This is a genomic window from Desulfovibrio oxyclinae DSM 11498 (assembly GCF_000375485.1).
Classification (GTDB): Bacteria; Desulfobacterota; Desulfovibrionia; order Desulfovibrionales; family Desulfovibrionaceae; genus Pseudodesulfovibrio; species Pseudodesulfovibrio oxyclinae.
The window spans coordinates 203,539-223,932 of the sequence record NZ_AQXE01000003.1; the positions used below are offsets into that span (position 1 = coordinate 203,539).

At 58.7% G+C, this 20,394-nt stretch carries 14 protein-coding genes; 1 reads left to right on the top strand and 13 read right to left on the bottom strand.

Annotation, left to right across the window (positions count from 1 at the left end; all coding sequences use genetic code 11):
• The first annotated feature begins 48 nt into the window (after positions 1–48).
• Positions 49–768 carry a GGDEF domain-containing protein gene (locus B149_RS0105050; protein WP_018124084.1) on the top strand — a complete coding sequence of 240 codons (720 nt, stop codon included), beginning with the start codon at positions 49–51 and terminating at the stop codon, positions 766–768.
• On the opposite strand, the gene B149_RS0105055 is transcribed toward B149_RS0105050, so the two are convergent.
• The 13 genes from B149_RS0105055 to prsT all read right to left on the bottom strand — a co-directional run bounded on the left by B149_RS0105055 (position 769) and on the right by prsT (position 20,288).
• The gene (locus tag B149_RS0105055) at positions 769–1,872 is read right to left on the bottom strand and encodes a glycosyltransferase (protein ID WP_018124085.1); all 1,104 of its coding nucleotides are present in this window, start codon (positions 1,870–1,872) and stop codon (positions 769–771) included.
• Positions 1,869–3,023, bottom strand: a complete 1,155-nt coding sequence (locus B149_RS0105060; RefSeq protein ID WP_018124086.1) for a glycosyltransferase family 2 protein — start codon at positions 3,021–3,023, stop codon at positions 1,869–1,871. Before B149_RS0105060 ends, B149_RS0105055 begins: the two co-directional genes overlap by 4 nt.
• A gap of 38 nt (positions 3,024–3,061) precedes the next feature.
• A complete protein-coding gene (locus B149_RS0105065) occupies positions 3,062–5,908 on the bottom strand; it encodes an SIS domain-containing protein (RefSeq protein ID WP_018124087.1) in 2,847 nt (948 codons plus the stop codon).
• Positions 5,909–5,929: 21 nt separating this feature from the next.
• Positions 5,930–7,291 carry a PEP-CTERM-box response regulator transcription factor gene (gene prsR, locus B149_RS0105070; protein ID WP_018124088.1) on the bottom strand — a complete coding sequence of 454 codons (1,362 nt, stop codon included), beginning with the start codon at positions 7,289–7,291 and terminating at the stop codon, positions 5,930–5,932.
• A 30-nt stretch (positions 7,292–7,321) separates the two neighbouring features.
• On the bottom strand, positions 7,322–9,376 hold the full coding sequence (gene prsK, locus B149_RS0105075; RefSeq protein WP_018124089.1) for an XrtA/PEP-CTERM system histidine kinase PrsK: 2,055 nt from the start codon (positions 9,374–9,376) through the stop codon (positions 7,322–7,324).
• A 23-nt stretch (positions 9,377–9,399) separates the two neighbouring features.
• Positions 9,400–10,020 (bottom strand): exosortase C-terminal domain/associated protein EpsI, encoded by a 621-nt coding sequence (locus B149_RS0105080; protein ID WP_018124090.1) that lies wholly within the window; start codon positions 10,018–10,020, stop codon positions 9,400–9,402.
• Positions 10,021–10,456: 436 nt separating this feature from the next.
• Positions 10,457–11,719, bottom strand: a complete 1,263-nt coding sequence (locus B149_RS0105085; RefSeq protein WP_018124091.1) for a TIGR03016 family PEP-CTERM system-associated outer membrane protein — start codon at positions 11,717–11,719, stop codon at positions 10,457–10,459.
• A gap of 106 nt (positions 11,720–11,825) precedes the next feature.
• Entirely contained in the window at positions 11,826–13,025 is a 1,200-nt protein-coding gene (locus tag B149_RS0105090) for an XrtA/PEP-CTERM system-associated ATPase (protein ID WP_018124092.1), read from the bottom strand.
• Positions 13,026–13,042: 17 nt separating this feature from the next.
• Positions 13,043–13,864 carry an XrtA-associated tyrosine autokinase gene (locus B149_RS0105095; protein ID WP_018124093.1) on the bottom strand — a complete coding sequence of 274 codons (822 nt, stop codon included), beginning with the start codon at positions 13,862–13,864 and terminating at the stop codon, positions 13,043–13,045.
• A gap of 14 nt (positions 13,865–13,878) precedes the next feature.
• The gene (locus B149_RS0105100) at positions 13,879–15,384 is read right to left on the bottom strand and encodes an XrtA system polysaccharide chain length determinant (protein WP_018124094.1); all 1,506 of its coding nucleotides are present in this window, start codon (positions 15,382–15,384) and stop codon (positions 13,879–13,881) included.
• A 13-nt stretch (positions 15,385–15,397) separates the two neighbouring features.
• Positions 15,398–16,198, bottom strand: a complete 801-nt coding sequence (locus tag B149_RS0105105; protein WP_018124095.1) for a polysaccharide biosynthesis/export family protein — start codon at positions 16,196–16,198, stop codon at positions 15,398–15,400.
• Between the two features lie 62 nt (positions 16,199–16,260).
• Positions 16,261–17,622 carry a TIGR03013 family XrtA/PEP-CTERM system glycosyltransferase gene (locus B149_RS0105110; protein ID WP_018124096.1) on the bottom strand — a complete coding sequence of 454 codons (1,362 nt, stop codon included), beginning with the start codon at positions 17,620–17,622 and terminating at the stop codon, positions 16,261–16,263.
• A gap of 14 nt (positions 17,623–17,636) precedes the next feature.
• The gene (gene prsT, locus B149_RS0105115) at positions 17,637–20,288 is read right to left on the bottom strand and encodes an XrtA/PEP-CTERM system TPR-repeat protein PrsT (protein ID WP_018124097.1); all 2,652 of its coding nucleotides are present in this window, start codon (positions 20,286–20,288) and stop codon (positions 17,637–17,639) included.
• Positions 20,289–20,394: the final 106 nt, after the last annotated feature.

Below are 20,394 nucleotides of genomic sequence, written 5' to 3' on the forward strand. Positions count from 1 at the left end.
AACTTGCTTGTATCTTCTATTCCGCACATGAAAAACGGAAGGTCAGCAATGTTTCGATCCCGCTTTGCGAGTCGCGAAAAGATTCTGGGCAGTTCGCTGCATTTGTTCATGATCGCCCTGTACCCGCTGGGGTGGGTTCTCATCACCGCCATCTTCGGCGGAAGGGTCATGGGCATGGACACGCTTGCGCTGCTGGCTTACTCTTCGGGATATCTGGCGGCGGCGCTGGTGGCCCTGCACATGTGCCGCAAGGAATACGAGAAAGTCCGGCTCTTCGACCCGAACTCGAAAGTCTTCAACGAACGTTTTCTGCTGTTTTCCCTGCGGCTGGAGTACAACCGCAGCAAGCGTCACAGCTTTCCCATGGCCCTTGTCATATTCTCGTTCAACGGCATGACCAGCGTTTCGCAACGCGTGGGGATAGACCCCGAGGACCTCAACAGCAAACTGGTCAATCCCGTCCTGCAGAGCATTCGCACCAGCGACATTCTTTCCAAGCTCGACAACGAACGCTACGCCCTGCTGCTGCCCAACAGCGACATCGACGGCGCGCAGGTGGTGGCGAACCGGATTTCTGCCGAGTTGAACCGCGAATTGCAGAAGCTGCGCCTCGGTGCGCGTGTGGACCCTGTCTACGGAATATGCGGTTTGGACTGCAACGGCATCAAGGCCCCGGAAGACATCATGGCCGGAGCGGTACAGGCCCATCTTGAGGCATCGGATTCAGTACGGAACAAGGTCGGCATCTGCGGAGCGCATTGCAACTGATCATTCCTCATGGAAGGCGTCGAGGTAGGCTTCGACCATGGCCTCCACGGAATGACCGCGCATGATGCGCGCCCGTGCGGCCACGGCCCTTTTCTTCCGGTCCATCTCATTCCGCAGAAGCGCCTCAAGCGCACCGGCAAGCATTGACGGCGAACGCCCTTCCAGCATGGTTCCGACTTCGTCATCCACCACGTCGCCGATGGAGCCGACATTGACGGACACAACCGGCAGTTCCGTGCTCATGGCCTCCATGACCGAAAGCGGAAGCCCTTCGTCGCGGGAGGTGATGGCGTAGACATCCAGTGCGTTCAGCCAGCGGTGAACGTCCTGCACCATGCCGGGAAAACGACAGCGGCCCAGCACGCCGAGTTCCTCTGCGCGCGACTGCAAGGCCTCCCGCCGGGAGCCGTCGCCAAGAAGAACGAGGTTCAGTGGATGCCCCTCTTCCTTGCCATTTCCCACAAGCTCGGCGAAGCCCTCAATGAGCAGATTCAGATCCTTGACCGGCTCCATTCTGGCACAGGTGCCGATGACGCGAGCCTCGGGAGCAATGCCGAGCAATTCCCGAACATCCTCACGATTTCGCTGGTTCGGTCTGAAACGAATCGTATCAACGCCGTTGGGAACGCTGATGCAGCGATCGGCGGCTTTCGGCATCCGCCGTGCGAACCAGTCGCGAATTTCGTCCGAGACAAAGATAAAACTATGCACAGCAGGTGCTATCTGCTCGAACCGACGTATCACGTCCGGTCGATCTTCATAGGAATGATAGTCATGCTCCACGTGAATCAGCTTTTTGCGCAGGGCGAATGCTCCGGGAACGGCATGGACGAGCTGACGAAAATGATGCGTGACCACGACGTCCGCGCCGTAGTGCATGAGCCGCCCAAGCCGGAACATGGCTCCGGGCCGAATCCCGCTGGAAGCGTCGAAGTGCATGGCGGGAATGCCCTTGCCGTCCAGCCGCTGCCGCAAGGCACCGTCGCTGCCGAGAGCGCAGATTCTGGAAGCGTAGCCGCGCGCGGAAAAGCGTTCTGCAAGGGTTGCCGCAAGAGATTCGGAGCCGCCGACGTTGAGCGAATCCAATACCTGAAGAATTCTCATCGCGCCTTCTCCGCTCCCGGCGGCGCCTGCTGATTGGACGAGGCGGCGGTCCAGACATCGTCCCTGCCGCTCAGGAATCTGTGCCACGCCAGCACCACGGCGGCATTGAGCAACAGCAGCGCGGAGAGAATCCTTCCCGGAAGCGAGCCGCTGGAAGTCGCATACGCGATACAGGCCATGAGCCAGCAGGCGAGCTGAATCATGCCAAAGAGGGTGAACACTCCTCCGGCGAGCAGGCAGAAGATCAGACTGCCCGCAAAGAACAGGGGCAGGAAAAGCCTGAGCATCTTGTGCGAGACGAACCGGAACCACAGCCGGTTGCGAAGTGGCGAAAACAGTTCCGGCGCAAGCCGCATCAGCTGAAGGTTGCCATACAGAGTGCGGACCTTGCGGGCAAGCTCTCCCCTGTCGTGCACCGGTTTACGATCCACGGCAACGGCGTCCGGATCGTAGAGGACTCTGTATCCGTCCATCACCGCGCGCATGGGGACGAGCAGGTCGTCGAGAATCGTTCCCTCCGGCACGGTTCGGAAACATTCGCGCCGGAGCGCATAGATTGCCCCGGTCGCGCCCATGGCCGAGTCGGTGGCGGCTTCTGCGGTGCGCAGACGAACCTCGTAATCCCAGTAGGCTCCCACACCGGCGGCAGCCCCGTCGCCCTCATCAGGAGCGATGACCAGCCTTCCCGAGACCCCACCGACACGAGAGTCGGCAAAATGCGAGACCAGACGTCGCGCCACGTCCGGCGCAAAGGACTGACGCGCGTCGCCGAACAGCAGCAGATCGTGCTTTGCGACCGCCACACCGGCATTGAGCGCTACCGCCTTGCCCGAGGGCACGGGCAGCCGCACCAGCTCGACCCCGTCACCGGCACGTGAACGCACGATTTCGTCGGTCGCATCCACGGACCCGTCGGAAACCACGATGGTCTGCACAAGCTCACGGGGATAATCCATGGATACAAGGTTATCCAGTCGTTTGCTTATCTGCCTTTCCTCGTCGCGGACGCAGATAATCACGGAAAGCGGGCGAGGCTCGTCATCTGTTTCCACGCCTGCAGGCCGAAGCTTCCCCAGGGCGAGCTGAAGAAGCGGATAGCCGACAACGGCATAAGCCAGCATCGCCAGAAAAAATATGGCCAGAACTTCCATGTATCACCGCCTCCTTTGCATGGTTCGTCGTAACCGCATCAGTTGCATCCGGCAGGCGCGGTCGGAAGCACCTGCGGGCGGCTGATGCCCACCGTGACCGTCTTTGCCTGATGCCTGATGGTGTCGATGGGACGGGTCATCTCCTCAATGGCCTTGTTGAGAACCACAAGCGCGTCATCAAGTCTGGCCTCGGCGACGCAGACTCCGGCAGGCTGAGTCATGAGCCAGAGCATGTAGTTTGCGAGTGCGGCTCCCACATGGGCAGGAAGGGCCGAATCCGTTGCCTTTGAGGCGATGCGCTCGTTGCAGGCGTTGAGCTGGGTCAACAGCGCGGTGCGGTCCCAGCGCCCGGCGTCGGCGATCATGCCGCCCACCATGGCTCTGGCCGCGCGGAACGGTGCCGCCTGCTCGTCGATAGCCTTGGCTGCGGCGATGCCCCACCAGTGTCCGGCCACGGTTTCAAGAAGGAAATCCAGTCCGCCTCCCACGCGCGGGACTTTGATGATGGCCTCGGCCACGCGGTCGAACCGTGTTTCATCCCGGGCGCAGAACACCACTGGCCTGCCGTTGTGCGCCTTGAAGATGGCGGTCTCCTTCACCGTATCCATGACCACCATCTCCGGCAAATCGCTGGCCATAACCAGCGTCAGCGGCTCGGTGGAAAGATCGATGTGCTTCTTGTCCTCGGTCACATCGCAGGGGATCGACTTGTAACAGAGTTCGGAGAGCTTGATCCGCACTTCCTGCGCCGCGATGCGATTGCCGCCGTTGCCCACGAGCGCCCAGTAGCGGTACACGGGAGCGAATGTCCGCGCGACATCCTCGATGGCATCCTTGCCTCGGAGCACCTCGTCGATGGCATCGGGAAGCGCCTCCAGCGCACGAATTTCCTGAAGGATATCAGCCTTGCCCATGGTGCCGAGCAAGTCAGCAAAAAGCAGCGAGAGCAGCTTGCCAGCCGCCACCTGCGAATAGAAGGCCTTGGTGGAGGCCACCGCCATCTCCACATCCCGACCATTGGACGTATACACGCAGGAATCGGACTTCTTGACCAGCGGCGAGTTGCGGCGGTTCACGATGCAGCTCACCCACGCGCCCCTGTCGCGGCACAGATCCACCACCCGGTTGGTGTCCGTGGTGGTCCCGGACTGGGAAACGGGTATCAGCAACACGTCGTTCATGGGCCTGTCACCCATGAAGCCTATGAGTTCCGAGCCGGTATAGCTTTCCACCGAGATGCCGCTGCCGTCCAGCGCTCGGCGCATGAGCTCTGCCACGGCCATGGCCGCCACCGCCGCCGTGCCCTGCCCCACACAGATGATGCGCCCAAGGCTCCCGTCACCGGTCATGTGCCAGACCAATTCAGGACCGTTCACGAACCCGTCCGGCAAAAACTCCACCTGATCCGAGCGCACGACGTACTTTCCATTCAGTGTATTGCGCACGGACTGCGAAGCCTCGTGGACCTCCTTTTCAATGTAATGTTCGAATTCGCCGCGGAAAATATCGCGGGAGAATATTTCGATTGGCTCTTCCGCCAGCGGGACCTGCTCGCCATTTCCGAGGGAGCGGGCGTGTGGCACTGCATCCGGCGGGGCGTCGTTCCGCAAGATGACGGAGACTCCGCCCTCGCGATGTACGGCAAGCGGATACGAACTGCGGCTTCTTGCGGCCAATCCGTATGCCTCCGAGGCCACCAGCCAGCCGTCACGCACCTTGCCGATGTAAAAACTCTGGCCGCTCCCCTTCTGGGCCAGAAACTGGCTGTCGAAGTCGCTCATGTTCTGCATGACCACGGCAAGTGAGCCTTCGCAACGCTTGAGCACGCTGCGGAAACGCTGCTCCGCATCACCTTTCTCGGGAGCGTCCAGATGGAACAGCACCGGAAGAATCTTTGCGTCCGTGGAGATCACCTTGGGGATGCAGGCCCCGCGCGAGACCACGGTCTCCTCCACCAACGTGTGATAGTTGTCCACATCACCGTTGAGCACGAACATGGTTTTTTCCAGTCCGGTGGACACACCCCCTTCCACCAGCCCGTCCACCGGATGGCAGTTGGGTACCGAGATGATGCCGTTGGACGCCCAGCGGGTGTGGGCAATGATGTTGACGCTTTCAAGCCCGGCGGACATTTTCCAGAAAAGCTCGTCGTGACGGAGGGCCTTGCGAAGCGCTGCGCCGTTGTCGCCGAGTTGCCCCACAAGCTGAGCCACCTTGTAAAGGAACCGGCACACGGTGCGGCCGTCATCAAGGTCGCGCAACAGAATCTGTCCGGTATCGGCGTTTCCGATGCCTGCACGGCGTTTTGCCTGTTCACGCTGCATATCACCCAGCGCGTCCATCGGGTCGATGCCAGCAGGAAGCGTAAAGGCGATGGCGATGCCCGCCGAGTCGCGACCTCGAACTTCCAGCCGGTCCAAAGCTTCAAGAACAAGTTCCGTGCTCCACGCCAGATAGTGCCTGTCGCGATATGACGGATTTGCCGCGATGTCCGGCGGCATGATGGCGGCGGTGCGCTCCACATTGCCGAGCACTTCCATGTCCAGCTGCCAATGGTAATCGCGCAGCTTTTCATGCAGCGCCTCAAGATCGTCGGTGCGCGGTCCCTGTTCAAGAGCGACAGCGGCAGTCCCGGCCAGCAGGGCAAGGCTGTCGCGCAGGGAGCGGGCATGCTCAAGGACATCCCCATCGGACATGATCCCCATGTGCAACTCAAACGTCATGAGCTGATCGAACGATTCAGCCAACCGCTCAAGCGGCTGCGCGGCCTCCAGCGGGTCGCGCTCCCGGCATTCTTCAAAATCTTTCGCTATCTCCGCCAGCCAGTCGAGACCGGTCACCTCGGCCCAGTCGCCGCAACTCAGAAAACTCGCGATACCGCACATATTGCCGCTCCCATGCGTTCATCAGGCGTTTCGGACGCCGTGTTTCTTCATCAGGTCATAGAAAGTGGGTCGGCTGACGCCAATGGAGGCGGCGGCCTTGACGATGTTGCCGGATTCCCGCTTGAGCGCATCCTCTACCATGTCGCGCTCCAGAAGCATTCTGGCTTCCTTGAGCGACAGGTCGTTGGCGTGCAGCCGTTGGCGAAGCACATCGCCGCCGTTGATGCCGAGGTCATCGGGTTCAATCTGCGGCCCGGTGGCCATGATGACGGCACGTTTGACGCGGTTTTCCAGCTCTCGGATGTTCCCGGGCCAGTCGTAACCGTTGATGTATTCCAGGGCTTCCGGACTGAACGCCTTGCCACGGCTTCCGGCTCCCGCGCTTACGCGTTTAAGGAAATAGTTCGCCAAAAGCGCGATGTCCGCCCCCCGGTCGCGAAGCGGCGGAAGCACGATGTTGACCACGCCGATCCGGTAGAACAGATCCTCCCGGAACGTGCCGTTCTGCATGGCCTCCTGAATATCCACGTTGGTGGCCGCGATAATACGCACGTCCACTTCGATGTCGCGCCGGCCGCCCACGCGGGTGATGACCATCTCCTGCAGGAACCGGAGCAGCTTGACCTGAAGCGACATGGGCATCTCCCCGATCTCATCAAGAAACAGGGTGCCCTTTTCCGCATATTCCACCTTGCCCTTGACCGTGCGGTTGGCCCCGGTGAAGGCCCCCTTCTCGTGTCCGAAGAGTTCCGACTCCAACAGGTTTTCGGGAATGGCGCCGCAGTTGATGCAGACCATGTCTTTGTCGGCGCGCGGCCCCTTGGCATGGATTGCACGGGCCACCAGCTCCTTGCCGGTGCCGGATTCGCCGGTGATGAGCACCGGAACATCCGAGGCCGCAACGCGATCGATAAGTGTGAAGACCTCTTGCATGGTGCCGCACTCGCCCACTATGCCGCAGTCCGCTACCGAGGAGTCGCGAAGGTCCTGATTCTCCTGCTCCAGCGTTTGCAGGTACATGGCGCGATCAATGATGATCTTGAGCTCATTCAGGTCGATGGGCTTCTTGTAATAGTCATAGGCCCCGCCCTGCACAGCCTTGAGCGCCGCGCCGTGCTCCTCGTTGCCGGTGATGACGATGATCTTGGACAGCGGATTGATGCGCAGCATTTCGCCGAGGCAGCGAAGTCCTTCCTCCACGCCGTTTTCGTGCGGCGGAAGGCCAAGATCCAGCGTGACCACGGAAGGCTCCTGTTTTTTGAACATATTCAGCCCTTCCACGCCGTCGCGTGCAAAGGTCAGCTCATAGCCGCCCTTTGAAAGGCCCCACTTGAGCTGGCGGCGAACCTCGTCGTTGTCGTCAATGATGAGTAACTTCTGCATGAGTTCCGTACCCTTGTATAAATCGCCCGGTTACTCCGCCACGGGAATGCCGGGGAAGTTGACGCTGAAGGTCGCTCCCTCGCCCTCGACGCTGGTGGCGAGAATGGCACCACCGTGCGCTTCCACGATCTGCTTGCTCTGGTACAGGCCGATGCCCATGCCCTTTCGCTTGGTGGTGCGGAAGGGAAGAAACAGACCGTCCTTGAGCAGCTGAGGATCGATTCCGCCGCCGAAATCCACCACCTTGAGCCTCGGACCGTCCTCGTCCTCTTCCACAATGACCTTGAACGGTTTGCCCCCGCCCGCCTCCATGGCGTTCATGAACAGGTTGAGGGTGACCTTGCGGATCTCCTCGCTGTCCACCCGCGCCTTGGCGCCGCCACCTTCAAATTCGATTTTGGCATCGGGGATCAGCTTGGCGGTTTCACGGGCAAGCTCCATGAGATCCACAGGCTTGAGCTTGAGTTCGCCCTTGCCGGGGATATTGGTGAGTTGGGCGATGAGCACATTCATACGGCCCACGATGTTGGAAAGCGAGTCCAACATATCTTTCTGGAATTCCGGCTCGTTGATGTACTCGCGAGCATTCTCCACGAGAAGCGAGAGCGGATAGACCTGATTCTTCAGGTCGTGCAGCACGAAGGCCGCGACTTTGCCGAAGCCCTCCATGTCTCTGGCCTCGGCCAGCTCATCGCCGAGCCGAAGATTCATGATCACTGCGGCGGACTGACGGGCGATGGACTCCATAAGCTCCCGGTCCTCTTCGTCGTAGACCTCCACGGGATTGATGGGCGGTCCCAGCAGAATCAAGCCGAGCAGACCGGAGCCGGTAAAAAGCGGCAGTATGAAACGGACTTCACGACTTTGCAGAAACGCGTCGGTTTCCTCGTTGAACGAGTATTTTCCGGCCCGCATGTCGATGATCTGCTTTTTGCCTTTGAGCAGCCAGATAAGCTCCGACTCTTGGGGTATGGAGAACTCAGACTCATCCATTTCATGAAAATGCAGCGGGATGAAGTCGGTGTTGTGCCGCCCCTGCATGAAGACGCTGGCCCCGACGACCCCGAAGGTCTCGCAGTAGACAGTAAGAATGTTGCGATACAGTTCATCCCGGCTGCGGGACGAGGTGACGCGATCGGTGAACTTTTTCCACTCGATGCGGTAGTCGTACTTCTCGCCGTAGAAGTTGCGCTGGATCGTCAGGCGGACCTTGCGGCGCAGGTTTTCCGAGAGCGAGAGCACCACCAGCCCAACGCAGGCGAAGAAGGCGACCACGAAGAACGCATAAGTGTTGAACTCATCTCCGAACATCTTCATCCCCTCACCCAGCAGACCGATGCCCAGCAGGAAGATGGCACAGAAGAGTACGACGAAGGAGCGATAGGCCAGTCGCCGGGAGATGACGATACGCTCGTCGAAGCCCCGGCTGAGTTCGGAATAAGCGATCATCAGCACGCCGATCACCACGCCAAGGGAGCGGGCGGTGCCGAAGCTCATGTCCACGGCCCTGAAAAGCAGACTTTGGCTGAAGTACAGGATATGGGCGGCCACGATGGTTCCGCTGCCGACCATGGCAAACTTGATCTTCCACTTCGCACCGTGGGGCGCGTTGGTGACGGTAGCTTCAAGGTTGAATAAGGCCACCGCAAGAAAGAGCATTATCTGCAGGTAGAAGAAAAAGGCCACCGGCTCCAGGAAGAGCATGTTGTCCAGAGCGAAGTCCGGCGAATAGAAAAAACTCCGGGTGGGAAAGAGCAGCGCCATGACGCAGGGGATGAAGGACAGTGCCAGTATGATCCGCTGGGTTATGGTTACGTCGCCGGGTGAGAAGCGACGATAATAGCTCAGACTGAAGAGTATCCACGCCGGACAGAGAAGACCTTCCGCCACATGGGCGTAGCGTCGGTACTGAAGGAAATCCCGCGGGAACTCCAGCGCCAGCAGGTCGAAGACATTCAGCGCCGCCACGGTCCACAGCGCCACGAAGAGCGCGATGCGGGAGCGGCCACTATCCCTGCCCACAAGCCTATAAAGCGGATACAGCAGCGCCATGGCAATGGCCAGTGCCTGTATGATCATATCCATGTTCTCCCCCTCCTCCGCGAGCCCTAACTCGGCAGAAACGACTGAATGGTCGGGTAAAAGTCCGAAACAAATCGGGTCACGGCGGACTCGGCCACTTCCCCCCGGCCGTCCGCTGAGATTCGCACAAAGGCCGTGTCGCGCCTGCGGCTGGTGACCGATCCGAGGATTTCACCCATCTTCAGGGCATATTCGTTGGTCACGGGACGTCCGCAGACCTGGAACCAGTAATAGAAAACGGTCCGCTTTTCGCCCCGACGGTAGACCGCGCTGACGACTTCAAGCTCGCGTCCCTGAACAGGAATGCGGCGCTGCTTTTCGGATTCAAGATACCAGCCGCTGCCTGGGAGACAGTTTTTGGGCGAATGAATGGCACCGGCCTCGGGACCGCCATCATGATAGCCGATGTACAGCTCCACCGCCTTGCCTTCCGGCCCAGCGTATTTTCGGGCCAGATAGTCACTGGGTTGCAGGACTTCGAGGGTTCTATCGGAAAACCGCCAGTCTCTGACAGCCCGCCACTGGTCCACTGCCGCCGGAAACTCCGAGAACGGCCGGTTGAGCGGAGTCGCCACGTCGCTGTAAAAACGGATGAAAAGCCCGGCGCAGCCAATCAGCACCGCCACCGCAAGAATTCTCAGGTTCATGAGGGCACCTCGTAGGTGTTGGTGTTGAGCGAAGGTCCCGCGACAATGGCGGGGCATGCCCATGAAGCAGCGACGCGACAGCCGAGGGCATGCGAAACTGTATCGAACGAGTTCGAAAAGGATTCGACAATCCCATCAGCTCCGACAGAGTCGGAAAGTGATGCGGTACGCCAAGACGCGTGTTGACAGTGGAAATCAGGCAAGAAAAAAGCGCCTTCCGCCCTGCGAGAATCAGGGGCGTCGGGCACTGCGAAGGTGATCAAGGTTGCGCGGCATCCGCTGCTCGAAGAGCGGGGCCTGTCGGCATGGCTTTGAACCAACCGGCAGCATGTGCCGGGCGCGGTTGCATCAAAGCGGTTGCTGAACCTGTGCGGATATGTGGTCATGTACTATTTCTGTTCGAGCATGCCCTCCCTTTTGCAGTTTTTCGGAATCATCAGTAGCTCCATGTGAACTCCAGTCCCACCGTGTTCGAGATGTAGTCACTGGAGGAGCCAGTGGTGTCATAGCTCTTGAACCGGTAGGTCAGGCCGGCGGAGGCGCGTTCCGTCAAACTGTAGTAAAGGCCGTTTGCCACGAGCCATCTGGAACTCGTATTCGGAGAATTCTCCAATTCGAGCGATGCGTCGTAGGTCAAGCGGAGCCTTTCGGTCAGTTCATGCTCGCCTCCTGCTGAAGGTACCCATTTGCTCGTGTCGCCCGTGGTCTCGTTCGTGCTTTCATACACGTTGTAGGCAAGAGCGACGTTGAAGCTGCCTCTGTCGTATTCCTTGACCACGCTTGCGGAATAATCCTGCATGGCCCTGGTATCCGCCGTATTCGGGTCCTCACGGTACTCGAAGGACGAATTGAGTTTTGCGGTCCACCCCTGATCCATGGCGTGCGTCAGGTTGAAGTGCCACGGGAACTGAAGGGTCGAACTTTCGCTGGTATCCTTGAAGTTCGTGTAAGCGGGGCCGATCCGGAAATCGATCTCCGAGCCTTCCGCGTAGACGAACTTGGCGCCCAGCGCTGCCAGATATCGTTCAAAGCCTCCGTCGACGGTGGAGTCGCGCGGCTCGTGATTCTCGTACTGGACCGAACTGGACATGCTCCAACGCTTGGTCAGCTCGTGCTCCACGTCCCAGTAGAGGGAGTAAATCTGCTTGTCGATGCTGTCTTCGCCGGAGTACCAGAGGTCTTCGTACTTCGCTCCGAAGGTGGTCTGCGTGCGGTCCTGAAGGGGGAACCGGAAATAGGGATTGAGCGTGAAGGTATTGGAATCCACCGTATCGACGCTGGTATCGTTCTCCGAGACCTCTCCGCGCGTCGCGTCCGTGAACTTCTTGGTGTAAACGTCGCTCACGTCCACGTAGAACAGGTCTTTGAGCGCTTCCACGTTCAGATTGGTGTTCAGGTAGTGGTTCTGCTCGTCGTCCCGGTTGTTCTGCGTGTAGTCCTTGTACTCGAAGTCGTAGGACAGGTCGTACTTCACTCTGGCGTGATCGTACGCGGCAGTCACTCCGGGCTTGGCAATGACGAGATAATCGCCCTTGCCGTTCCTGGTCTCGTTGACGTTGTCGTTGTATTCCGTGGCAGCCGTGAATCTCGGCTTGATGGTAAAGTCGGCCGCCAAGGCCGGAAGAGAGGACAGAACGGGCAGCAGCACTGCGATCGCAAGGACCCTGAGTCCGGTTTTCCCGATTTTCAAACGCTGCATGACAATATCCTGTCCATGATGAAGGATGGTCGCAATTACTTGGAAATTGGACCATTGGTACACAATTACCTTTAAGTATGCAAGATGAAACATGAGTCTTCATGTCTTATCCGTCCCCCAGCAGAAAGCGGCTGATCCAGCTTCTACGCTTGCTCGGCCTCAGTCTCGCTTCACCGCGAACCGGTCCGGCGGAAGGTGGTGCCTGCACCGGCCGTCCGAGGCCGATATCCCCGCTCATGGAAAGCGCGTGATCCACCCTGCCACCGAGCGCCATGAGGCTGTTTTCCAGCCTTTCAAGCCGGTCCATCATGTCGAGGACCGATGCCTGACCGCCCTTTTCCAGCTCCTTTTCCAGCACGTTGATGCGCGACTCCATATCCTTGATATTACGCAGAACTCGCTCGGCCTGCCTGTTGCGGCTCGTTGCGGCCTTGCGGACCGACGGGTATGACTTGGAACATTGTTGCGGGGCCGCGGAGCTGTCGCCGCACCAGTACTGCTGCTCGAAGTCCAGATCCTCCACGATTTCAACAACGTCCTGACGGGTTGTCTCCCGCTTGCCGTTGGCGCACGCGTCCATGAGGATGTAGTCGCAAAGGATATTCACAAGCCTCGGGATTCCGTGCGTGTTCTGGTAGACTTCCTCGAACACCCCTTTCTCGAATCTCAGCGCATCACGGTTTCCCGCCCGTTCCAGCCTTGAAAGAACGTACTCCCTGAGTTCGTTCTTCTTCAGGGGCGTCAGATGGCAGGCCACCTGAATCCGCTGCCTGAGCTGAAGCAGAGCGGGACTTCCAAGGGTTTTGCGAAGCTCCGGCTGGCCGACCAGAATTATCTGCAAGAGCTTTCCGCCGTCGGTTTCGAGGTTGGAAAGCATCCGAACCTCTTCCAGCAGCTCCAGCGACAGGTTCTGCGCTTCGTCGATGATCAGCACCGCCTGATTGCCACGCGCGTATTCGTCGATGAGAAACTCGTTCAAATCCCGCACAAGTTCGATTTTTCCGCGCCCTTCGGTTTCAAGTCCGAAGTCGTCGTTGATCATGGCGAGCAACTGTCGCGAGTCCACCCGCGTGTTGAAGACCTTGGCCAGCGTGACCCGCTCCAGGTGGCTCTTTATCAGCTGCCTGATGAGCGTCGTCTTGCCCGCGCCGACTTCACCGGTGAGCAGAATGAACCCTATCCGTCCCTGTATGCCGTACTTGAGATACGAAAGGGCCTTCCCGTGCGTATCGCTCATGTAGAGATAGTCCGGGTTCGGCAGCAGATCGAAGGGCCGCGAATTCAGATCGAAGAATGATTCGTACAAGTCACACCTCGATGCGCTCAGTCGGCATAGTAATATTTGTAGGGAGAATACCCTGCGTACCCCATCCCGACACCCATGGCGGCCTGATTGTAGACCGCGCCGAGGATATTGGAACCGCCGAGCGCCTCAACCGTGTCGCGCACTTCATACTGTGTGACCTGCCCTTCCTTGACCACGAGCACCACGCCGTCCACGATTCGTGCGAGGCTTCTCGTCTCCGCAAACGGCAGAACCGGCGGAGAATCCACGATGATGTACCGATCGGAATACCGATTCTTCATTTCGGTGAGGATCTGCTTCATCCGGCGCGAGGCCAAAAGTTCTCCAGGACTTTGCATGGCCTTGCCCGCTGGCAGAAACGTCAGTTTGCCCAGCCCGGTCTTGATCAACGCCTCACTCACATCGCGTCCGTCTGTAAGGCATTCGGTCAGCCCGAATTCCGGCTCGATGCCCAGCAGGGTCTGGCAGGTGGGCCGTCTGAGGTCGCCGTCAACAAGCAGCACTGTGTGATCGAACTCCTGCGCGAGGCTGATGGCGAGATTGGTCGCCGTAACGCTCTTCCCTTCGCCCGATGTGCCGCTGGTCACGAGGATGGTGTTCTGGAAACCGTCGCGTTTGGTCACGCGGACCAGATTCTGCTTCAACTTGCGAAACTCTTCCGCTGCCGGGCATTGCGGATCATTCACCGAAACGAGCATGTGCTGTCCGGCAATGCGCTCCAGAACTTCCTGTGGCGGCTGCGGGGTGCGGTGCATGTAGCCGCGTGTTTCCACGCGGCGGCGAGGCTCTTCCCCGCGCATTTCCGTGGCGGCCCTGAGGGCGCGTTCTATACGACTCATGAAACCGTTCCTTCTCAGGCCAGCATGGCCCTGATTTTCTCAAGCGTGTTGTCCACAAGCGGAAGGTGCAGCAATTCCACCACAAGGAAGAAAAGCGTCACTGAAAAGAGCAGCCCTGAAACAAGGTACAGCCGGATATTCTTCATGCGACGCCTGTGATCCTCTTCCGGATCGCGAACCTTGGGGACCACGGCGAAAACCGGGAGCCCCAGCCCGCGAAGGTCATCCACCGTCTTGATGGAAGGATTGATGAGATCCAGCAGGACGATCAGCGCAAGGGCCAGCCCAAGGCCGCCAGCCATGCCACCGGCCATGATGAGCGGCCGGTTGGGACTCGTTGGGATGGACGGCACCACGGCCGGGTCGAGCACCTTGAACGATACCGACTTGTCCTGAAGCTCCATCTCCTTGGAGACTTCCGACTGACCATAACGCGAGACCAGCTTTTCGTAGATGATGACCTCGTTCTGCCTGCGCCGTTCCAGTTCGGCCAGCTGAGTCTTCAGGGCGGGAATCTGTCGCAACAGCTCACGGTTTTTGCGAATTTCGTCTTCCAGATTGTCCCGCTTGGTCTCAAGCGACTTCAGCTGTACCTTGATGCCCTGATAGTCCCCCGAACGGTATATCTGCTGACGCTCCATGTCGCCGTTCTCACGAATCTGCCTCTTGGTGGCTTCTATCGACTTGCGCATCCGGATGACCCTTGGATGCTGCTCGGTGTAGCTCGTAAGAAGCGTTTGCAGCGTGGCCTGCTGATTGATCAGCTTGGTGCGCGAAGGCGTGTTGCTGACGATCATGCTGCGGGCAGTATTCAGTTCGTCCAAGCGAATCTGGATACCTTCAAGCTGCTGCTCCGCGCGGTCGATGTTTGCTCGGATGGAACTTTCGTTCGTGGCGAGCATCAGTCCGGATTTGCTCTTGAACTCGTCGATTTCCTGCTCGATTTCCTCAATTCGGTCCTTGAAGGTGGCGATCTGTTCAGCCAGAAACTGCGTGGCTTCGTAGGATTCCTTGCGCTTCTCCGAGGTTTTTTCCTCGATGTAGAGCCGGGTGAGCGTATTGACTACGTCGCGGGCCAGCACGGGGTCCTGGTCGGTATAGGAGATGTCGAAGACGCCCTTCTTTTCATCCAGCCGGATGTCGAGCTTGCTGTTAAGGGTGCGGATGAGGTTGTCCCAGTCAGCGCCGGAACGCAGTTGAACATCCAGATCGAGCTCCTTGATGACCTTGAGCAGCATGGAGCGGCTGAGCATGGTCACCTTGATGGCCTTGATCTTCATATCCATGGACGGGGTGATGGCAATGCCCTTCACCAGATCCTGAATGACGTTTTGTTCTATGAATACGAGGCTCTTGGCGGTATATCGCTTCGGCATGACGTAGCTGACCACCACGGCGCCGAGCATCACCAGAAGTGCCACGCTCAGGAACAGTCCCCTGCGCTCCAGAATCAGGCGCAGGTAGCGCATGATGTCGAAGCCACCCTGGTCGGCGGTATGGTTTTGCTGTTGCGTATTCATATCGTGCCCGGGGCTAGAAGAAGCTTTCGCGGACGATGATGTAATCGCCGGGCTGCAGCAGCACGTTTTCGGAAAGATCTCCCTTTTTGATGAGCTTGTTCGCATCCACTTCGATGCGTTCACGCTCATCACCGTTCTTGCGCACGATGGTGAAGGTGTCTTCGTTGGCGTACTTGTTGAAACTCCCCGCTTCCAGCAGAGCGTCGAGTACCGTGAACCCTTCGCGACAGAAGATGGCCTTGGGCTGTGCCACGGCACCGAGCACGAAGACATTCATGTTTTCCTTGAGGGGGATGAACACGGTATCGCCGGGTTCAAGCTTGATGTCACTCTCGAAGTCTCCCTTGGTGAAGAGAGCGTGGAAATCCTGCATGACCTTCTCGCCGTCCCTGTAGACGTACGCCTCGTGAAGATCGGCCGCTGCCAGCGACCCCAGCGAGGCAAGCAGATGCAACAGCGTGGTACGCTGGGTCAGGTCGAACACGCGCGACTCGACGCCGCCGCCCACGATGTAGACCTTGCTGCTTGCGCTGTTGAGCAGGGAAATGTTGACCAGCGGCTCGCGCACCAGATCGGAAAGCTCGGTGTAGAGCTTCTTCTTGAGCTGCTGCACGGTAAGCCCCGCCGCGTGCACGTCCTCGATGCCGGGCATGGAGATTTTTCCGTCCGGACGGACCACGGTCTGGGTCTGGAGTTCGTCCTCTCCCCATACCTGAATGGAAAGGGCATCGCCCTCGCCTATGGTGTAATCCGAAGCAAAACAGGGCGCGGCAAGCGCCAGAACCAGACAAAAGGCATAGATGAAACTCTTCACGACAGTCCCCCGACTTTTTGAAGTTCTCGTTCTCCCGACCCCATGGTCGTCGATCCTGTCCGCTAGCGCCCCATTTTGCGGGCCATGACCGCCACGGTGGCGAACATGATCCTAAAATCCAGCAGGAGCGTGTAGTTCTTGATGTAGTAAAGGTCGTAGCGCAGCTTCTCGATGGAATCCTCCACCGAGGAACCATACGGGTAGCGGACCTGTGCCCAGCCGGTGATGCCCGGCTTGACGAAATGCCTTTCCGAGTAATACGGAATTATCTTCTTGAGATCCCTAACGAATTCAGGACGCTCGGGCCTCGGCCCCACGAGGCTCATTTCACCCGTGAGTACATTGAACAGCTGTGGCAACTCGTCGATGCGCGTCTTGCGCAGGAAGTTTCCGAGTCGGGTTATGCGGCTGTCGTTCTTGTCTGACCAGACCGCGCCGCAATCCTTTTCCGCGTCGCAACGCATGGTCCTGAACTTGTAGATAAGGAATTCGCGGTCGGCGCGTCCCACACGGACCTGCTTGAACAGCGCGGGTCCGCGCGAATCGAGCTTAATGAACAAGGCCACGATCGGCAGGAAGGGTCCCACCAGCATCAGCCCGAAAAGGCTCAGGACGATGTCGAGCACCCGCTTCACGACCCGGCGAAGCCCGGTGATCCTGAAGCCCTGGGCGAAGATGAACCAGCTTGGTGTGATGTTTTCGAGCATCAGCTTGCGGTTGACCTGCTCGTAGAAACCGGGCGCATCCAGCACTTCCATGCCGCTGAGTTTGCAGCTGAGGACTTCCTGCAACGGGAAGGCTCCCCTGCGTTCGGACAGGGACACCACGATCTTGTGCGCCTTGAGCTTCTTGGCCCGGTTGAGGATATCCATGGTCACCGGATTGTCCGGATCCTGATCGCTATCGCTGAACTGTCCGGGACGGCATTCGATGTAGTCGCGAAGCTCATATCGTCCGTTGGAGGACTTGACGAGCTGCATCATGTCTTCTGCCATGGCCCCGTTTCCAACGATGACCACCCGCCTCACCATGCCCGGAAAACGCATGACGTTTTGCGAGGCCACTATCCACAGGGCGCTTGTGGCTCCGAAGAAGCACAGGATTTGAAGAACCACTTCTTCAAGCTTCGTGAACATGCCCACCTGCCAGTGGATAAGGAACGCCGCGTTCGTGGCGATGATAAGGCTAAGGAGCAAGCCGTTGAAGCCGTCCTTGCCCCGACGGCGAGCACCCTTGATGATAAGCTCCGCCGCAACGGACGACAGGATGATGATGCCTGCCAGAGCGGCAAGATCCATGCCTCTTGTTTCAAACAGGACAAGCATGTCCGGCATGTCCCTGAATGCCGCGAGCGGCATGAAACCAAGAACAAGGGCCAGAATCACGAATGACTTGAAAACGCGTATGGAGGCATAGGTTACCATGATATCTCCTCGGTTTATCCACCGTTAATTTCGTCAAGCAGCTTGCGGGCCCTGTTGGCGCTGTCCGCATCAGGACTTTCCAGTGCTCCGCCAAGCGCGAGCCTGGCCTGTTCCACATTGCCCAGCGCCCTGTAAGCGTACCCGAGGTGGTAGAGCACCGCCCCGTTGGCGCCATCCAGCTCACGGGCCTTCTCCAGCACCTTCACCGCTTCTTCGGCCTTGCCGTTCTTGGCCAGCGTGTAGCCGAGGGTATCCATTACCGCGAGATTGGACGGTGAGTTGACGTAGGCCGTATAGGCCAGACGCAAGGCTTCGACCGCGGTTTCGGGGTTCTCGACATAAATCGTAGCCAGGTTGTTCAGAGCCGGGACATAGCGATCCGAGAGTTCCAGCGCCCTGTTGTAGCGCTCCACGGCTTCATCCGTGCGTCCCATGGACTGATAGATGCTGCCCTGCGCCGAATAGGCCTGATAGAACTTGTCGTCGCGCTTGATTGCCGCATCGAGGTAATTCAGAGCCTTGCGAGGATCGCTGGCTGCAAAATGCCGCCCCAGCGTCAGGAAGAGTTGCGGAGTGGGGCCGCAGAGATCAAGGCCGCGCTCCAGCGCCATGACGGCTTCTTCGTCCTGTTTGAGCTGTCGGTGAATATTGTAAAGCGTGAGGTAGCCGCCCGGATTCTTCGGCTGGAAATCCGTAATCTGCCTGGCAGCCACGAGCGCCTTCTCGAAGTCGCCCTTCATCATGAGGGCTCTGGTCTGAAGACCGAGGGATGAACCGGGGCTGTGGCGTTCCTTTTCGCGACAGATTTCAAGCACGTCATCATACCGCTTCATGCTCAGGAGCACTTCGGCCCGCATGGCTTCCAGCCCTTGATGACCGCGGTGGGTCTCAAGACCGTCACTGACGAGCTTCAAGGCATCTTCAGGACGCTGCTGGCGAATTCTGTAGGATGCATACCCGGCGTAAGCTTCAGGCTCACCGGTCTGCAGACCCTTTTCGAAGCAGGCTTCAACCGCTTCGGGGCGATCCATCAATTCCAGCACGGCTGCCTTTCCGAGCAGGCCCCGCAGAAACTCCGGACGCTGTTCCAGAAGTGCGTCATATTCCGCAAGCGCCTCTTCGGGCTGCTTCATCGCCAGTTGAAGGCCGGCCCGCATGAGATAAGGGGAGGGGTTGCTCGGATCGACCGACTTGGCCTTGGCAAGCAGTTCCTCCGCTCGATCCATCTCTTTGGCGGAAAGAGCGATGCGTGCGAGCAGATTGTAAATGGCCACATCTTCAGGCCCGCCGGTCAACCCTTCGGTCAGGGTCTGCTCCGCAAGATTCCTGTCGCCGTTTCTCAGGTAGAATGAGGCAAGGATCACGCGGGGGCGGAAGCTGTCCGAAGCCGAAGTTATGGCTTCGCGCAGCGTGTTTTCGGTTTCGGTCAATTCGCCGAGAGAATATTGCAGCGCACCTAATTTCATATAAGCGCCCGTGACCTCCGGGCGGCTGCTTTTCACCGACGAATACATCTTCAAAGCCTGCTCGCGCTCGCCACGCAGCATATGAGCGTCACCGAGAGTCATTCTTGCGGCTACGTTCTGCGAATCAGTCTCCAGCACCTTTTCGGCCTCGGCCATGGCTTCATCCACACGCCGCTGCTGAAGAAGAATGGCACTGATCATCTCCCGCGCACGAACGAACTTGGGCGAACGGTCAGCGACGTTTCGAAAATGCGTGATGGCGGTTTCCAGATCGCCCTTGCCGTAGGAACTCAGCCCGAGGAAGAACAAGGTTTCCAGCTCGGGCCGCTTGGTCAGCGCCTTCTGGAAAGACTGAATAGCCACGCCGTAGTCCTTGCGGGTGAATTGAATAAGACCGGTGAGCTTATCGCCCTCCGGGGAGTTGGGGAAATCCGCATTCAGAGACTCGGCGACGCGTTCGGCGTCATCGTAGCGCTTCTGTTCGATGTAGTTCTTGCCCATGATGTAACGGGCCACGGGATCATCGGAGTGCGCCTTGCTCAGACGTTCGTAGGTCGCGTAATACGCCTCCCGGTCGCCCTCAGCGGCCTGGCGGGCTCCGAGCAGATAAAGACCCTGCTGATGGTCGGGCCACTTGGCAAGCAGTTGAGTCAGTGCGTCATCCAGTTCCTTTTTCATGCCAAGCTCGGCATAGGTGCGAACCAGCGCCACGCGGGCCGTATCGCGTTCCGGATCCAGCCGAACCACTTTTTCAAGCCGCTCAAGGGCCTGCTCATGACGGCCCAAACCGGAATAGGCTGCCGCCAGATATTCCTGACCTTTTGCGCTGTCCGGATTCTCCGAACAGTATTTATCCAACAATACCGAAGCTTCCTGATAATTACCCCGTGCAAGGGCAATGCGTCCCAGCTCCAGATTGACGCGCTTGTCGTACGGATTCTGACGAAGATATTTTTCGAAGCTCTTTTCTGCGTGATTCAGCTTGCCCGCCATGAGGTAGGCACGACCGAGCCCGTATCGGGCATCCATCTTTTCCGGAGCCTTTTCGAGCACGGTCTTGAATATGACGATGGCCCCCTGATGATTTCCTTCGGCAAGGTACTGCGTACCCTCGTTCATCATCTCATCGACACTGCTGCCGCAACCGGCCACAGGGGCAAGAAGCGCGGCGAAAAGGAATATCGCAAAAAGGAATCTCAAAACGACCCTCCGGGTTCTTGTAATTGAGGAGTTCGGATGCCGTATTCCGTCCGACGGCATCGACAATCGTCCTGCAACCTGCCCACAAATAGCCAGAAACATGCCA